The sequence below is a fragment of the Bacillus sp. FSL R9-9530 genome, from assembly GCF_038008145.1.
GTDB lineage: Bacteria > Bacillota > Bacilli > Bacillales > Bacillaceae_G > Bacillus_A > Bacillus_A mycoides.
Map to the genome: position 1 here is coordinate 2,233,751 of NZ_JBBOYO010000001.1, position 16,972 is coordinate 2,250,722.

Here is a 16,972-nt window from a genome sequence, read left to right on the forward strand (position 1 = left end):
ACACAAAAGTGTAACCAGCTCCTTCTTTAATAATCTATATGCTATGCCTGAATATTTGCGTAATCTTCAATATGCTCGTACTCTTTTTCCAATTCCTCTAAAGATAGCTCGTATAATTGTCGGTCGCGAATCTTAAACACCCCTGCTCCAATTAACTCATCAATTAAATGTCTCTTACGATTTTCAACAGCAAAACGGAGTTGACTACTCATCTTTTAAAAAACTCCTTTCTACGATCATTGAAAATGATAATCTTTATCAATTACCACTTTTGATTATAAAAGATGATTCTTAATAAGTAAAGTAATCTTATGAAATATTTACCTTACAAAGTATTTGTGGCCACATTATATATATGTATGCCACGCGAAAAATGTTATGACACTTTTTCATACCCTTTTTCTTTCATACTTTGCAAGTTGTCTCATTATGGTTAAATTCACCTTCTATTTCAACTTGAATGGTGACATGTTCTACATGAAATTTCCCCTTTAATACATCCGTTGCTTCTTTCAATACGCTTTGCGTTTCATTACCTTCGATAATAAGATGGCAAGTTAATACTTGAAAATCTGATGTTACAGACCATATATGTAAATCATGAACTTCTTTTACAATAGTAATATTTAATAATGTATTTTTCACCTCTTCAGCATCTATGTGCTGCGGTGCACCTTCCATTAATATATGAACTGTATCACGTGTTACACGCCATCCACTTATAATGACTAAAATAGACACAAGAATACTAGCAACCGCATCTGCAGCAGTCCATCCAAAAAATTTAATAAGTAATGCAGCAATAATCGCTCCAACTGAACCTAATAAATCGCCTAGTACATGTAAGAACGCACTTCTTAAATTTAAATTACCTTTCACATCTCCGCCTCTCATTAATATCCAAGCTGATACAATATTAATAAGCAGACCAAGCACAGCAATAATGAGCATTCCATTACTAGCGATTTCAACTGGTTCCTTAAAACGACGAATTGCTTCAATAAAAATATATACTGAAATGACAATAAGAACGACACCATTACATAATGCCGCTAACATTTCGACTCGCTTATACCCATATGTTTTCGCAGCCGTTGCCGTTTTTTCCCCAAGCTTGAACGCAAGTAAACTTAAAGCTAAGGATACTGCATCACTTAACATATGCCCTGCGTCAGACAATAGTGCTAAGCTATTTGTTACAAATCCGCCAATAACTTCAGCAATCATAAAACTTATTGTTAATAAGAAGGCAATTAATAGCGCTTTTTTATTTTTTGAATGACCGTGATCATGTGAGTGTCCCATACAAATACTCCTTTAAGTGCAATATCTGTATGTTAGTATGAAACACATTCCCTATCTTTATCCCCCATTAACGCCCGATAGTGAATGCTACTAATCCGTAGAAGATGAACAATACCCCACTGATTAAAGTTTCACTTTATCCCGCTTCCTCTGTATACAAACTTCGCTACTTTTCAAACAAGTCCTTTTTCTCAACTAAAAACAAGACTACTTCTTTTTTATTTTCATATTGTTTACTAATGAAAGAATTTTTAAGGGGGCTACAAAATTGAAACGACTATTTCTCTGCATGGAGCGTGAACTTGTTGTAGTAAAAGAACAATATGGTAACTATGAAACCACATATCATTTACAAAATATGCAACCTACCTGTATTGTGGTTGATCCATTCCAAACAAATCGTGTTTATTGCGGCACATTTGGACGAGGTTTATGGCTAAGTGACGATGGCGGGGATTCGTGGAGACCAATTGGAGATTCATATCGTTACTTTGATTTCCCTAAAGAGGATGGTATTTTACATTCTTCGATTACTTCTATAACGATAAGCTCAAATGAACAAGTTAACGGATATGGTGTCGTTTATGTCGGTACAGAACCTAGTGCTTTATTCCGTTCAGAAAATGGTGGTGAAACGTGGACTGAACTTAAAAATATGAAATCATTATTATCTTCCTATACGTGGGCTTTTCCGCCTAGACCTTTTACCCATCACGTACGCTGGATTACAGTTGATCCCAACAATCCAAATACACTCCATGTTTCAATCGAAGCTGGTGCTGTTATTCAAAGTAATGATAAAGGGCATACATGGGTTGATAAAAAATTCGGTGCTCCTATCGATGCTCATCAATTACTCATGCACCCTGAAGCCCCAAATCGCCTTTATGCATCATGTGGTGACGGATTTATGGGCGGACCTGATCGTGCATATCTTGAAAGTTATAACAGTGGAAACAGCTGGATCTCATGTAGTGATGGACTTGAGCATCATTATTTATACAGTATGGCTATCGATCCAGCTGATTGTAATACAATTCTCGTTTCTGCCGCACCGAGTGCTGATTTAGCTCATCACCGTATTCCTTATGAATCTTATATTTATCGTAAAACGAAAGAGACTCCGTTCCAGCAAGTACAGCAAGGTCTACCATCTGCAATTGGTACAGTCATTTCGATGTTTGCTACAAATCCAGCCGAACCACATACGTTTTACACTTTAAATAACAATGGCATCTTTCAATCCACTGATAGCGGTGAAACGTGGGAACAACTAAACATTACATGGAAAGATGAGTATAAAACGCAGCATCCGCATGCATTGCTCGTTACTAGTTCTTAACAAAAAGAGCCTGCCTTCATTTAAGGCAAGCTCTCTATTTATTTCTTTAAATCAATGACAATATCATCTAACACTATATCTTTACTCTTCGCTTCTTTTTTCGGTACTTCTATTTTCTTCTCTTTCCCATTCACATACTCCACTCCACCATGATTTTCAGGTGTATGAACTCGCAAGTGTACACGAGGTGTAACGATAAGCTTTGTTGCATTTTCGTTTAACTTTTGGAATGTAGCACTCCAACTACTTTTATGTGGTTCTGCTACTGTACCAGTTCCTCCATTTCCTTCACCTGCATATTTATTTCCTAAATCATCTTTTATTTCTAATTCCACATCCGCGCTATCCCATATACTTCGTAATGCCTTAGATTCTTCTTGATTGTAAAAAACGATAAAGGACATTGGGGTTACTTCCATTTTGTCTATATTTACTTTTATTAATTCATTTTCAGAAACCCCATTAACCTTTATTTCCTTACTATCCATTGCCTTTAAACTAAGTGCGAAATTCCAATTCCCCTTAATTGCATTACCTTTATAATCCATCTCAATTTCTTCCATATCCCACCAAACATTTGCAACATCTAACCTTTTACTACTATTACCACTCATCGTAGTCATACCTACGTACTTTTTCTCTCCAACTTTTGTTACTTGAGAGCTTCCTCCCCCGCCATTAAACCCCATCACCTGCGGATATCCAAATATATTTGGCTTCTCCCCTAAATCTTTATCACTCTCAATAGAATATGTGATTGTAATTGTTCTACCATCGAACACAGCATCATTAATTGTAACCTTAACCCCATTACTCTCTCTCGTCATATTCAATTCAGTCGAAAACTCTTTATAATTTTCATATAGTCCTGTTCTACCATTATCTAAAAATCGGAATATATCACCTACAATTGGCAATCCTCCAGCATATGTAGGAAACCCGATACCAAGCGTTGCAACTGATAACCCTACTAAAATAGATGCGGCAGCGACACCCTTTTTCCAACTTTTCATCTTTTTCTTCATACGTATCGATTGTTTTACATTACGTTTTACTTTTCCTTTTTCAATTTCAGAGGCCTCAATTTCCTCAAGTTCTTTTTCATCTATATCAATGTCATTTAATAGTTCATAAATGTCTTTCATATTGCACTACCTCCAAAACTAATATTCGTAGCATTTTGTTGTAGTTTCTTTTTCCCACGGTACACACGATTATCTATTGCTGCCCGAGTTAATCCTAATTTGTCACCTATTTCCTCTGTCTTCATACCGAGAAGATATTTCATAATGAATACTTTTTGATCTAACGGTTCTAATTGATTAATAAGCTTCAATAACTCTTCCCTATCTTCCATAACGATTAATTCATCTTCTGCTGACTTTTCCATACTAATATGAAACTCATCTGAAATAATTTCTACTTTTCTAGTCGCTTTCCGGTAATAATCAATCGCCTTAAATTTTGCAATCGCCGCTATCCATTTTTTAAAGTCACTCGGCTCTCCATGAAATTTATTTGCGTTATTCCAAATGGAAAGAAATATATCGTTTACACATTCCTCTATGAGTCCATCATTTTGAACCGGAAGAAGAACTTTGTGCGTTATCCCCTTTATGAGCGGTAAGTATGTATCGACAACAAATTCTAGCGCATCTTCCTTCTGCCGCTGTAATCTTTTTATAAAATTTTTCTCATTTGATTTCATGTAGCGATTCCCCTTATTTTTTTGTAAAAGCTTTTACACCCTATATAACGTTTTGGAAATTTTTTTCTCTCATCTTTTTTTATTTTTTGTATGTAATGGAATACTTTTCCTTAGCCATTGTCTCATATAACTATGTATTCAAAGAAAATTTTCTCAAGTCTGTAATTCAATTAGTGTAGTACACTATTTATGCAGACACTCTTTAACCTGGTGTACATTTCATTTAATTAATCTACTTTTATAATTTTAAATTAGGAGATGAGATTTGTATGTGTGGAATTACAGGTTGGGTAGATTGGAAGAAAGATCTTTCAAATGAACATGTTATTTTAGAAAAGATGGCGAATAGTATTCAGCATCGCGGTCCTGATGCTGAAGGATTTTGGTTTTCACCTCATGCGGCTTTTGCACACCGACGTTTAATTGTTATTGACCCAGAAGGCGGGACGCAGCCAAAAACATTCCGTGCCGGTGATTATACGTATGCTCTTACTTATAATGGAGAAATTTATAATTTTCGTGAGCTGAGAGAACAGCTTCAAAAATGTGGGCATGCATTTGAAACTCATTCAGATACAGAAGTGTTACTACATGCTTATTTAGAATGGAAAGAAGACTGCGTACAACATTTAAACGGAATTTTCGCTTTCGCCTTATGGGATGATCAGAAGCAACAACTGTTTTTAGCACGTGATCATTTAGGCGTAAAGCCACTCTTTTATACAGAAAGAAATGACAGTATTATTTTCGGATCTGAAATAAAAGCATTATTAGCTCATCCATCTGTTCCTGCTGAAATTGATGCGGACGGCATAAATGAAATATTTGGATTAGGCTTATTTCGAACTCCAGGATGTGGCGTCTTTAAACATATTCAAGAAGTTCGTGCTGGACATTCTATAACATTCACACGTGATAAAAAAGTAGTTAAGAAGTATTGGAATTTAGAAAGTAAGATTCATACAGATTCTACTGAAGATACATCATCACATATTTTATCTATTTTACAAGATACAGTAAAAAGACAATTAATTGCCGATGTTCCTCTCGTTTGTATGTTATCAGGCGGATTAGATTCTAGTGGTATTACTGCACTGGCAGGTAAAGAATTTAGAGAGGAACACAAAACACTTCACACATATTCAATCGACTTTTTAAATAGCGCGAAAGATTTCGAACTGACATTTGCTCGAACTGGTCTAGATGCTCCTTGGGTAAAACGTGTTTCTGAACATGTAGGGACGTCGCATCATGACATTATTGTGAATGCTGAAGAGTTAGCAAATCACTTATTCGTTCCCCTTCACGCGAAAGATTTACCCAGTGCTGGTGAAATGGAAACTTCACTTTATTTACTATTTTGCGAAATGAAAAAAGATGCAACCGTAGCTTTATCTGGAGAATCTGCTGATGAAGTCTTCGGGGGATATCCTTGGTTTCATCAAGAAGAACTATTATATGTAGATAAGTTTCCGTGGTTAACAAACTGGAAAAACACATCTTCTCTATTATTAAACGACGTAACAACTCAATGTAATCCTGAGCAGTATATTAATAAACGATTCCATGAAGCTGCTCTTGAAGTACCTACTCTTGAAGGTGAAAGTAAAAAATCCGCGAAACAACGTCAAATGTTTTATTTATTTTTAACACGATTCCTTCCGTTCTTACTCGACCGTAAAGACCGTATGAGTATGGCTGTAGGATTTGAAGTTCGTGTACCGTTTTGCGATTATAGATTAGTTGAATATTTATGGAACGTTCCTTTCAACATAAAAAGTATTGATAATATTGAAAAAGGAATTTTACGTAGGGCACTGAAACCAGCTTTACCTGATGACGTACGAAATAGAAGAAAAAGTGCTTATCCAACTTCACAAGATCCACACTACTTACAAACAATCCGTAATTTAACACTTGATATGTGTAGTAATAAAAACAATCCTGTTTTCTCACTCATTAACCATTCCATATTACTTGCAATTGCTGATCAAAGTAACAAAGAGATTACCAATTTTGAAGCAAGAAGTGCTATGGAGTATATGCTACAAGTAAATGAATGGTTAAAAACGTATCATATTCATATTGCTTAACAAAAAAGAGTTCAAGGACAAAAACCCTTGAACTCTCTTTCATTTATTAATTGGCACATTGTCTATTTTCAGTATCGATGGACCATCCAATAATAGTGGCACAATCTCTACCTTTCCACTGAAGTACATTTGTTAATACAGGCTCAATCTGTAAACAAGATCCGTCGTGTAATATTTCTACTAAAGATTGATCATCATCAAACTTTAGTTTATCACACTCTAAAATACCATCCGTTGCCATTACAATGTGATTCTGACCTTTTTCTAATCCCCTTACCCCTGATGTAAAACAAGGTGTATTCGCTGCAAAAACATTTTTTCTTCCTATGTATTCATAGTTCTTACGCTTATTTAGCCTACCTTTTCCATTTTTCGTTTGCTCTGAATGGAATAAATACGCGAAGCAATCACCAACTGATAGCCAATATAAGAACTCGCCTTTTCGTAAACAAATTAAACATGCAAGTTCCTCATCATCTTGGTCACATTTCTCGATAAAGAGCTCATCTGTAAATAACGCTAATAAATACATATGTGTATGATGAAAAGCTAAATGGATTGGGTATGAAAATAACTCTTTTAGTTTTTCTTCTCTTTCTGAAATCGCTTCTATTATATAATGTATATTTTTCGTTTTATGATGTGTATCAAAAATCATAACAAATTCAAATTCTAATTTCGGATCCCACCAAGCTAGCACTGCATCTCCTCTTTCATATGCATCACTCTCTTGATTTCCTCCATATACGCCGACTGAAAGAGGACCACATTTTTCAACATGTATTTGATCTACATACATCTTTTCATGACTAATCCATTTAAATGTATTCACAGCTATCATCCTCTCTCTTGCTAAATGTATACCTTTACACATAGATTACCTTATATTTCAATAAAAATAAACTTTTTCAACATTTTTAATGAAAATAAAAGGATTTTACTTCTGAATCAACGAATATATCTTACTATACGATATAAAAAATAGGAGGATTTATCATTATGAAAGACATTAATCAACATTGGGAAAGTATTTATTATCACTTACGATATGAATATGAAGACAACCTTTCTCACCAAGCTATTCGTATTTTACAAATCGTTTCTCGTGAGAAAGATATAACAATTGGAAAAGTTGCTACTGAGCTTAGTCTCTCTCATAACACAGCATCTGAACACGTAAAGCGCCTTATTCAAAAAGGATTTATTATAAAAGAAAGAAACAAACACGATGAAAGGGTTGTAAACCTTACTTTAACGAAAGAAGGCATTGAAGTATTAGAAAAGCATACTTTACTAGATAAAGAAAAGATAAAAATATTAGAATCACAGTTATCAAAAGAAGAACAACAATTAATTGAAAAAGCCTTTTCGTTATTAGCGAAGGAGGCAAAATATGCATTTCCTCGTTAAAGTAATCGTTTCGGCACTTATTATCGGCGTTATTACTGAAGTCGCTAAACATTATAGTACGATAGGCGGTTTTATTGCTGCCCTTCCACTCGTTAGTTTACTAAGCCTATTTTGGATTTCTTTCGAAGGTGGGAGTAAACAAGAATTAAGTCAATTCGCTTTAGGCGTATTATATGGATTTCCTGCATCCGCACTACTATTATTTATTGTTTATATCGGTTTAAAGAACTCCTTTTCACTTAGTACATCTATACTCTTCGGCATATGTGCCTGGTGTATCGTCTTTACTTGCCAAAAAGTATTTCAAGCTTAGGGGGAATTACTATTAATAGATCAGTAGAGATATTTGGACAAACTGTAGAAGTATATATAAGAGGTAACAGTAAACAAACTGTAGTCATTCAAACAGGAATGAGTTGCTCATTTTATGATTGGCTCCCTATTATGGAAGATCTTTCACAACACTTTACAGTTGTGTCATACCATCGCCCAGGTTACGGAAAAAGTGAGCTAGGAAATACTCCACGTACAGCAAGGCAAGTTACAAAGGAACTACATATGTTACTAAACAAACTCCATATTCACGAGCCAATCATTCTAATCGGCCATTCCTATGGAGGGTTATGTGCACAACATTTTGCAATGTTACATGAAGATAGGCTGCAAGCACTTCTTTTAGTTGATTCTACTTCCATGAACTTACACCGATTAGATGAGCTTCATTTACCAGTTTCTGATCAAACTGATTCTGATGATATGTGGCTACAAAAATATTATACTTACTCCAACATGGATGCAGACGCACTTTATAATGAACTAAAATCTATGCTCGTCAATACAACAAAACAGCATATCAAATTTTCTACCTCTCCTTCATTATATAAAGCGACAGCTTCTGAACTGTCCGAGTGGAAAAATTGTGCTCGCTCAATAAAAAAACAACATAAAACATTAGAAATATCATTAATCGTTATCGGTAGAGATCCTCAATATTCTATTGCTCAATTGATTGAGGGCGGTATGCCAAAAGAAGAAGCTACACAACTTGAAGATATGTGGCAAGAACTTATTCGTGAACAATTAAATCTCTCAATAAACAGCCAATACATTTTGGCTGAACATGCTAGTCACGGGATAGAAAACGATCGTCCAGATGCTATCATTGAAGCCATTCACTTATTGTAAATAAAAAAAGGAAGCAACTAAAGCTGCTTCCTTACTTATCTATTCATAGTCTTCTTCATCATCGACTTCTTCATAATACGAACTCCCATTGCTTACATATATAGGACCGTTCGCAACATCAATACGTAGTACCCATGCCCATGGCACAGCTAAACGTTTATGTATTGCTCTCCAAAAGTTCATTGATTTTCTTTCGTACTCCTGGAACTCCTGAAGTAACTCTTTATAGGAGGAACCGTCTAACTGAATATTTGCTTCTAATAAACGAGAATGGGCATAGTACTGTAACTCTAATTCAGCAGCAATCTCCATTTCTTCTTCCGTTGCCATACCTATAATTGCTCCATCTGCTGGTGCGATTTCATATACGTTGTGAACTTCAATAAGCCCTTCTTTCTCTTTCTCAAACATGTAAACAGCCTCCTTTAACCAATATTTTTTATGTTACAAAGTCATACTTCTACAATACCTTCTCCCTTTCCTCTTTTTTTGATAAACTTTTACAAATTATTTATCTGATAATCTGTAGACTGTATTCTTTCAGCAGAACTGAAACAATTATTATCAAAAGTTAATTTATACACATCAGGCATATGAAGGGTTTTCCAAAACTGAAAACCATATTTCGAATCAAAATAATTCATTAGTAATACCATAATATTCCCATGAGTACCTATTACAATATTCTTACCTTTATATTTTTTTAATATACTTTGCATACATAATACAGCACGCCTCTGCGCTACATCATTTGATTCCCCGCCTTCGTATGCAAAAGTCCAGTCTTCCCATACCTTCTGAATAGCATCGTTAAAATCTGTTACTGGCTCTTTACTTAATAACCTTTCCCGTAAATCTTCTTCCAGTTGTATTGATAAATTATATGTATTCGCAATTCCTTGCACGGTTTGAATCGCCCTTTTATACGGACTAGAGATCACAACATCAATATGTTCCTCTTTTAATAAATGTATTACATTATCTGCATCAATGTGTCCCTTGTCAGATAAGGGGCGTTCCCTTTCTTCCTTTGTATATGTAGAGTGAGCGTGGCGAACGAAATATATTGTAGTCATTTGTTCCTCTTCCTTTCTTTCTTAGTTTCAATCTATATTCAATGGAGTAAATAGGAGATCCTGTATCAGTAAAAGAAAAGGACGCTTTCAAATAAGCGCCCGTTGTTTACATAATAAAATTATTTCATTATAACTTTCTTCTGAATTCTTCATCTGTTATAGCATCTTGAATAAAATAATCTATATTATTTCTCAGCTTTTGATATGCAACTTGATCTTCTATATCGTTAAACATAATTACAACTTCTACCTTATTCCCTTTCTTATCTGTAGTATACAAACTTTTTGTCAATACGAATGCGGTAGAACCACCTTTTTGACCAGCATATTCCAACTTACTATTTTCAACTGTTCCTTTAAAAACATTATCAATTTCATCTTGCATTGATTTTGGAAAATAATTTCTACTATTTATCTTTTCCATTAAACTCAGATAATCTTTAGCATTTGCACTCACTAATCGATCTGACCAAATACGCTGGAATTCCATATCTATTTTTAATGGTATATCACGTTTCTTCCATTCACTTTCATCTTTCATCCATTCATGTATTTGTAACACGTGTTTATTATATTCATCATTAGACATGTTACGTATCATTTCTAACGATTGATTTTCCGGCTCATTAAGCTCTTTTTCTACATACCCTCTCATATATAGTGAAGCAGTATACGAAGAGAACTTGTCATGACTAGTAAGTTCTAACTCTTTTAAACTATCATTTACTCTTTCTATTCCAAGCTTATCTAACAAATATGTTGTATTCGCATTAGAACTATAATGAATCATCCCTTTAGCCACTTCTTCTAAAGCAATCTGTCCATTTTGCACTAACTCTCTCACTTTTGAATCTTCTAACCAGTCAGGATGCGCTCCACCATCAGTGTTTTCAACATAATATTTTTCTAAATCCTGCAATGAAATTTGTTCATCTCGACTTATTTTTCCTTCTGACACTTGCTTAGCAAATTCAACTGCTATTACGATTTTTGCCGTACTTGCTAATGGTAATTTTTTATTTTCATTTACAGATGTTACTACTTCACCGTTTTTTCTAATAAGTAATGAACACGTTTCATCACCTTTATGTTCTTTTATGTAGTTTAATACGTAATCAGGATCTTCTTTTGACAAATAGTACTTCATAATAACAAAGAAAGCTATAACAGCTACTACAATCACTCCTGCAACAATTCCTATAATCTTTAATATGTTCACAATATGCCCCCTCTATAAATTCCCTTCTATATAATAATTATAACGAATAAAAATACAAAATTATACAAAATAGAGTAACTCTTCCTAAAAAAAGAAAGAGTTACTCTATTTCACATGATGTTATTTGTCCATTTAACGTAACAACTATATTTGAGTCGTCACTTTCTTTAACTCTATTTAGTCGATTTGAGTTAGGAGGACCAATTACAACTGACTCCTTAATTGGCGAAAGGTCCTTTCCTAATTTTTCTGCACTTACACCGTATGCAGCTTGAAATACTTCTGGCGGTGTTAATCTAAGTATGTCTGATCCCTCTGCTGTTTCAAACTGATCGTTATTAAAGAACAAATGTAATTGTACTTCTTCTGTTACCGCTGTAATCCAATGCCACCATCCCATTGGAATAAAGACAGTTTGCCCCGCTTTCACATGATAATTTTGCAATTGATTCGTTTCGGGATTTAAAATGGATGTAACTGCTTCTCCTGATACAACAACATCTAATTCCCACGCATTCGGATGCCAATGTGGTTCCCGCATATGCCCTTTCGTCATAAATAAATCAACAAACGCCCCTCCTATCATCGCAGGTAACTGCGTTGAGGTAACTTCATATGCAACGTTTTTCTCATCTCTTTTAAAAAAGACATTTTTTCTCGAATCAAAGAAAAGGTTTGGAGTTCCTGAGCTTTTCTTTAAATTTTTATTATCTGGAACATAGCCTGAACTACTCATTTTATCCCTCTTTTCCACTCCGAACATTTCTACTTTCACACTGTATCGTATGGGGAAATTTTATAAATGTGCCTATTAACAACATAACAAAAAAACATGCCTTCATGATGAGAGCATGTTTTGTGATTTTTTTCACATTATTTAGTTAAAAAATAAACTTTTTACTTACCATGATGTAACATTAAATCACTAAGTTCTTCTTCAATGTGATTTAATTTCGCAACTCCTTCTTTCCACTTATGAATATAACGCGATACCCCGACAATAAATAAAACAATAATTGTAGAAAGAATAATACCATATACGATTGTTACAGTACTCATAGTTACACTTCCTTATAATTAGTAATGTTGTTATTAGTTATATTTTTATTATAAACCTTTTTCTTTTAAAATACTTCGATTTCAACTTTTTGTAACAAAATTGATTTTTCTAATATTTCGTTCATAAAAATGGAATATTTTTCACAAATTATACAAAACTTCACCATATGTACTATTGCCACATGAGTTATATTGTTAAATAGGATAAAGTGAAATTTTAGTCAGTACGGGGTATCTATCCCACACTGATTATTAGCCCGCACCAACCAGGATTTTACGGACCGTTACTGTGGGATAAAGGGGATGAAATACTATGACGACTTGGTTTATTGTAATGTTAGTTGTATTTGGAGCATTTAAAATTATTGTTTCTAGCCTTCCTAACTCTGCTATTGAATCCATTATTAGCAAGTACGAAACACATCCACAACTTGAAGAAGAGAATGTGACTGTTACAATCAATGGAAATAACTTAGAAGGCGAAAAGAAATCCAAAATTATTCATGATTTTAACGAAGGATTATTTTTAGATCGCTATTATGCACCACCACACAATGAAGGCACTCCTTTAATTATCAATGCAAAACGTGGCAAAAAAGATTTTACATTTTATATTTATAGTCATGAAGAGCATGTTGATGTAGTAAAACAACATAAAAAGAAGGTAGTTGCTTATAGTTTACGCTCTAAAAACCTTCAAAATAATGATATGTTCGTGTCAGCTGATTTAGCTTAATACTCATATATTAGAAGAAGGAATCCATGGCACATGGATTCCTTCTTTCCTATTTACTGAAAAATAAGCTCTGTCTTCAAACTATCTTTCGGTAACAACCATCCTTTTTGTTCTAAACTCTTCATTAATAATTCTCTTTGTTTTGTTGCAATACTTTCCTCATTTGTTTTAAACGACACTTCTATTACGAAATCATCTTCTATTTTCCCTGTATTACTTAGTGGCCAAACTTCAATATTCGTTTTTATATTTTCAAACTCCCCTGTATACCGTTTCATTAATACAGGACCGTAAATACGAGAATTCTTGAACATTTCTTCTCCCCAATTCGTATACAACCATTTGTTCATTTTCCCTGGCAACTTTTCTATTAACATGTTTTGAGCGGCTCGTTCGTTTGGTAAATCAAGTACTCCATACCCTTTAGCGCTGTAACTTTTCTTATTTGAAATACTTAACGTTTTTTTCTCAAATCCCCAATCTATTTCCGCCTCATAACTATCAGTTTTACTATCAAATCCATCTTTTTCAGCTACTTCTAGTGCATCTTGAATTACACCTTTTGGAATAGGATATCTTTTTTTATATGTTAGTTCAAAATCTTTACTAAATTCTTTCTTTCGAATTCTCGCAAACCAACCTTCATTACTTAAATTTTTATTCGCTGTATCTAAAAATTGCACTTGTATTCTTTCATAATTTGTACCAGCCTGGAAATGTTCTAGTACCTCTTGCTTCATCTCTTTGTTATAACCTAATACTTGTTCTGGCTTTAATAATAACTTCACTTCAAAACTAGGTTTCATTGGACTAGCAGCAAACCCTTCCTTAACATGATAAAGGAAACAACAAAAGAAAATACTTACGAATACAAATACCTTTTTCATATACCGATCTCCTTTACATTTTAAATTACTTCTATACGTTCCAGAGTAAGCGAATACACATTTTCATATCCTGCTGTGCTTAGCTTTTGTTGTAATCGATCCGTATCCTCTTTCAAAGCATGTACTAACACCGTATGTTCTGGTAATAGTGTATTTAACATTTCCTTAACGTCACTTATACTTTGATGAACTTTATATGGAACTCGCTTCACCCTACATTCTTTACCTACACGTTCCTTCAAAACTTTTTCTGCAAAACTTCCTTTAGCAATATGTCCAGTAAAGATAATGGAATTTCGTTCTTTATGCCGAAGTTGTTCATAATACAACTGTGCTCGTTTTGTTTGCATATTCGCATCACTCATTACAACTATTCCGTAACTATTTTGCATACAAATGTCATTATCCATAACTATTATGTTTCTTTTTAAACTCTCCACAACCCGTTCAAGTTTTTCATTATTTTTTAACCAATCTTTATATACGAACATCTCTTCAAAACCAACAAAAATTTCTTTATCTACTATAATTGGAAGTTCTTTATATCGTTCATATAAATACAATACTATATCTTGCGCCCTACCAAGTGAGGGCAGTGGTAGTAATACTGTTCCTTTATTTTGAGCAACTCGTTCAATTTCTGCACATAATTCGTCTACTCGTTCCTTTTGTGAAACATCATCAGTGTGATAAGCGGCATCTACAATCGCAATTTTTATATCGCTTCGCAAATTTTCAGGTAAATTAGCTCGTAGTATATTAGATTCTGCTGAATAATCACCAGAATAAAATACGTATGTATTACACATATCCACTAAAAACCAAACAGCTCCTAATACATGCCCACTATACCCCCATTGAAACCGCAACGTTGGTGTAATCTGTATCCATTCATTTGGATTACTAATCTCATCAATACATACATAATTTAGATCTTTAATATTTTGATCGTTATAAGGTAAATTCCACCCTTTTGAAAGATTGTAGTTTCCCCATTTTTCAAAATAAGCTGGAAGTTGCTCCTTCGTATAACGAGTCGTCCAAATTTTTTTCTTATATCCATACTTCGTCAATAAAGGTAAACCCATCGTATGGTCTTCATGAATATGTGATAAAAATACTGCATCCAAAAATGGAACAACTTCTCTTTCTATTTTAGGATAACTATCCTCATATGATCGATTAATACCACAATCAAATACTATTTTTGTCTCTTTATTTTTTACAAAATAGCAGGAACGACCGTATTCTCCCGCTCCTCCCCATACTTCCATCCTCATCATGCTACCCCTTTTCGTTTTTGCTCCATATGTTGCAGAAGTAATAAGCACATTGTTGTAAGCCCAACAGAAACAACAGCCATTGCCATTCCTATAGATACTTCTCCTTGTTCAAATTGAGCAAAAATAAACGTTGCTGACGTTTCTACTGATGGAGGTAGTACGAGAAGCGATGCTACTAACTCTCTTATCGAAATCGTAAATGTCATCGCCCATCCAGCAAGAATTCCTGGAATAATAAGCGGCAATATTATTTTTCTAAAAATATAAATATAATTCCCAGAAAAAATACTTCCTGCCTGTACAAGAGAATCATCAATTTGTCCGAGCGATGCTTTTACATACTGCACCGTATAAGGTAAAAAGAGAACCACATACGTTACGATAACCATGACTGGTGTATTGTAAATTGACATAGGCATATAGGGTGAATTCCAAAATAAAATAAGCCCTACAACCATCACTATTCCTGGTACCATATTCGGTAACATGCCGCACATATCAAGCCATTTTTCAGAGGACTTTTTCCCCTTTCGAATCATAAGCGCCAAAAATACGCCAATAATTACAGCAACAATCGCCGTTACGAGTGAAAAAAGAAAACTGTTCCATAAAGCTTCTAATCCCGGAGAACCAATTGTAAATAATGCTTCATAATGGCTTGTTGTAAAGTTATTAAAATGTAAGCCACCGCCTCTTAACTTCGACAAAGAAGCAATAAGTATAGAAAAGTATGGGATTCCAATTGCTACTATTAGTAAGCCAATTACATAAACCCATGCTATAACGCGCGCAAATATAGACAAAGTATACCTTTTAGATTTCACACCTTTTCCACTAACCATTGCATATGTATACTTTCGATTCAATACATTTTGCATATACCAAATGAGCATACACGCACTAAGTAATAAAGAAGATAGTGCTGTGGCACTGCCAAAATCAATCGGCCAACTAGAGATAAATTTATGAATCTCAGATGTTAACACATGGAATCCTATTCTACGTCCGAATGTAGCTGGTGTTCCAAATTCAGCAATCGTCTTTACGAAAATGAGTAAAGCACCCATTACATAACTTGATAACAATAACGGTAGTATTATTTTTCTTAAACGATAGAAAAAACTTCCACCATGAACTGCTGCCGCTTCTTCTTTACTACTCCCAATCTGAAGTAACGTGTTTTTCAACATGAAGTAAAGGAATGGGAATAAATGCAGACTCATAATTAAAACCATACCGCCTAAACTAAAAAACGATGATGAAATCGGCTTTAAAGCCGGAAAAAATTGTTCAAAATAACCGTTAGGTTGCATGAACAAAATCCATCCCATCGATCCGATATAGGGCGGGGTCATAAATGGGATCATAAAAACAATATCTAACTTACTATACTTTCCTACATCTGTTTTGCTCATAATGAACGCCAATGGAAACGCAAATATTGTAGCTCCTATTACAACGAGTACACCTAGAAGCATCGAATTTAGAAAAATCCCAGCTAATCCACCACTCTGCATGACCTCAAAAGGCTTTAAAAAATTCCAACTGCTATTTTCATATACACTAGAAAATAAAATGAGAAAAAGCGGAATGACGATTAACATCGCCACAAGTAACAACGCTACTGTCATTCCAACTTGTCTTACTGATACGAATCGATTTACCATGT

20 protein-coding genes are annotated in these 16,972 nt (G+C 34.3%); 6 read left to right on the forward strand and 14 right to left on the reverse strand.

What is annotated here, in order from left to right:
- Positions 1-41: 41 nt before the first annotated feature.
- Positions 42-212: a Fur-regulated basic protein FbpA gene (gene fbpA / locus MKX66_RS11025; protein ID WP_002012091.1), complete on the reverse strand. Its 171-nt coding sequence runs from the start codon at positions 210-212 to the stop codon at positions 42-44.
- 193 nt (positions 213-405) lie between these two features.
- Positions 406-1,305, reverse strand: a complete 900-nt coding sequence (locus MKX66_RS11030) for a cation diffusion facilitator family transporter (protein ID WP_341086156.1) — start codon at positions 1,303-1,305, stop codon at positions 406-408.
- Between the two features lie 268 nt (positions 1,306-1,573).
- Between MKX66_RS11030 and MKX66_RS11035 the strand changes: the two genes are divergently transcribed.
- A complete protein-coding gene (locus MKX66_RS11035; protein ID WP_215591113.1) occupies positions 1,574-2,647 on the forward strand; it encodes a WD40/YVTN/BNR-like repeat-containing protein in 1,074 nt (357 codons plus the stop codon).
- Positions 2,648-2,685: 38 nt separating this feature from the next.
- Here the strand turns inward: MKX66_RS11035 and MKX66_RS11040 are convergent, their stop codons facing one another.
- Together MKX66_RS11040 and MKX66_RS11045 are read right to left on the reverse strand one after the other, a co-directional pair.
- Entirely contained in the window at positions 2,686-3,792 is a 1,107-nt protein-coding gene (locus MKX66_RS11040) for a DUF4179 domain-containing protein (RefSeq protein ID WP_215591112.1), read from the reverse strand.
- Positions 3,789-4,355 (reverse strand): sigma-70 family RNA polymerase sigma factor, encoded by a 567-nt coding sequence (locus MKX66_RS11045; RefSeq protein WP_016103094.1) that lies wholly within the window; start codon positions 4,353-4,355, stop codon positions 3,789-3,791. The genes MKX66_RS11040 and MKX66_RS11045 overlap by 4 nt, the downstream gene beginning before the upstream one ends.
- A gap of 269 nt (positions 4,356-4,624) precedes the next feature.
- On the opposite strand from MKX66_RS11045, the gene asnB reads away from it, so the two are divergent.
- Positions 4,625-6,448, forward strand: coding sequence for an asparagine synthase (glutamine-hydrolyzing) (asnB, locus tag MKX66_RS11050; protein WP_061688923.1), 1,824 nt, complete (start codon positions 4,625-4,627; stop codon positions 6,446-6,448).
- A gap of 46 nt (positions 6,449-6,494) precedes the next feature.
- Here the strand turns inward: asnB and MKX66_RS11055 are convergent, their stop codons facing one another.
- Positions 6,495-7,322, reverse strand: a complete 828-nt coding sequence (locus MKX66_RS11055; protein ID WP_002012083.1) for a protein phosphatase 2C domain-containing protein — start codon at positions 7,320-7,322, stop codon at positions 6,495-6,497.
- A gap of 125 nt (positions 7,323-7,447) precedes the next feature.
- On the opposite strand from MKX66_RS11055, the gene MKX66_RS11060 reads away from it, so the two are divergent.
- The 3 genes from MKX66_RS11060 to MKX66_RS11070 are packed head-to-tail and all read left to right on the forward strand — an operon-like array spanning position 7,448 to position 9,043.
- Complete coding sequence (locus MKX66_RS11060; protein ID WP_002030991.1) at positions 7,448-7,858, forward strand: MarR family winged helix-turn-helix transcriptional regulator; 411 nt, start codon at positions 7,448-7,450, stop codon at positions 7,856-7,858.
- Positions 7,842-8,171 (forward strand): DUF3147 family protein, encoded by a 330-nt coding sequence (locus MKX66_RS11065; protein ID WP_002086410.1) that lies wholly within the window; start codon positions 7,842-7,844, stop codon positions 8,169-8,171. Before MKX66_RS11060 ends, MKX66_RS11065 begins: the two co-directional genes overlap by 17 nt.
- The gene (locus tag MKX66_RS11070) at positions 8,123-9,043 is read left to right on the forward strand and encodes an alpha/beta fold hydrolase (protein WP_341086162.1); all 921 of its coding nucleotides are present in this window, start codon (positions 8,123-8,125) and stop codon (positions 9,041-9,043) included. Before MKX66_RS11065 ends, MKX66_RS11070 begins: the two co-directional genes overlap by 49 nt.
- A gap of 39 nt (positions 9,044-9,082) precedes the next feature.
- Here MKX66_RS11070 and MKX66_RS11075 read toward each other — a convergent pair whose 3' ends face one another.
- The 6 genes from MKX66_RS11075 to MKX66_RS11100 form a co-directional block, all read right to left on the reverse strand.
- Positions 9,083-9,454, reverse strand: a complete 372-nt coding sequence (locus MKX66_RS11075) for a hypothetical protein (RefSeq protein ID WP_000461762.1) — start codon at positions 9,452-9,454, stop codon at positions 9,083-9,085.
- Positions 9,455-9,543: 89 nt separating this feature from the next.
- The gene (locus tag MKX66_RS11080; protein ID WP_215591110.1) at positions 9,544-10,119 is read right to left on the reverse strand and encodes a histidine phosphatase family protein; all 576 of its coding nucleotides are present in this window, start codon (positions 10,117-10,119) and stop codon (positions 9,544-9,546) included.
- Positions 10,120-10,246: 127 nt separating this feature from the next.
- Positions 10,247-11,338, reverse strand: coding sequence for a serine hydrolase (locus MKX66_RS11085; protein ID WP_012260694.1), 1,092 nt, complete (start codon positions 11,336-11,338; stop codon positions 10,247-10,249).
- A 100-nt stretch (positions 11,339-11,438) separates the two neighbouring features.
- Positions 11,439-12,074: a cupin domain-containing protein gene (locus MKX66_RS11090; protein ID WP_340772987.1), complete on the reverse strand. Its 636-nt coding sequence runs from the start codon at positions 12,072-12,074 to the stop codon at positions 11,439-11,441.
- A 161-nt stretch (positions 12,075-12,235) separates the two neighbouring features.
- Positions 12,236-12,397 carry a hypothetical protein gene (locus MKX66_RS11095; protein ID WP_000109008.1) on the reverse strand — a complete coding sequence of 54 codons (162 nt, stop codon included), beginning with the start codon at positions 12,395-12,397 and terminating at the stop codon, positions 12,236-12,238.
- A 65-nt stretch (positions 12,398-12,462) separates the two neighbouring features.
- The gene (locus MKX66_RS11100) at positions 12,463-12,579 is read right to left on the reverse strand and encodes a hypothetical protein (RefSeq protein WP_002031004.1); all 117 of its coding nucleotides are present in this window, start codon (positions 12,577-12,579) and stop codon (positions 12,463-12,465) included.
- A gap of 131 nt (positions 12,580-12,710) precedes the next feature.
- Here MKX66_RS11100 and MKX66_RS11105 point away from each other — a divergent pair, with 131 nt between their 5' ends.
- Complete coding sequence (locus MKX66_RS11105) at positions 12,711-13,133, forward strand: YfmQ family protein (protein WP_002011948.1); 423 nt, start codon at positions 12,711-12,713, stop codon at positions 13,131-13,133.
- A gap of 53 nt (positions 13,134-13,186) precedes the next feature.
- On the opposite strand, the gene MKX66_RS11110 is transcribed toward MKX66_RS11105, so the two are convergent.
- Genes MKX66_RS11110 through MKX66_RS11120 form a run of 3 tightly spaced genes read right to left on the reverse strand, consistent with a single transcriptional unit; the run spans position 13,187 to position 16,970 of the window.
- Positions 13,187-14,020, reverse strand: a complete 834-nt coding sequence (locus tag MKX66_RS11110; RefSeq protein WP_215591108.1) for a hypothetical protein — start codon at positions 14,018-14,020, stop codon at positions 13,187-13,189.
- A gap of 20 nt (positions 14,021-14,040) precedes the next feature.
- Positions 14,041-15,303 (reverse strand): MBL fold metallo-hydrolase, encoded by a 1,263-nt coding sequence (locus MKX66_RS11115; protein ID WP_341086166.1) that lies wholly within the window; start codon positions 15,301-15,303, stop codon positions 14,041-14,043.
- Positions 15,300-16,970, reverse strand: a complete 1,671-nt coding sequence (locus MKX66_RS11120; RefSeq protein ID WP_002031009.1) for an ABC transporter permease — start codon at positions 16,968-16,970, stop codon at positions 15,300-15,302. Before MKX66_RS11120 ends, MKX66_RS11115 begins: the two co-directional genes overlap by 4 nt.
- Between the last annotated feature and the right edge of the window lie 2 nt (positions 16,971-16,972).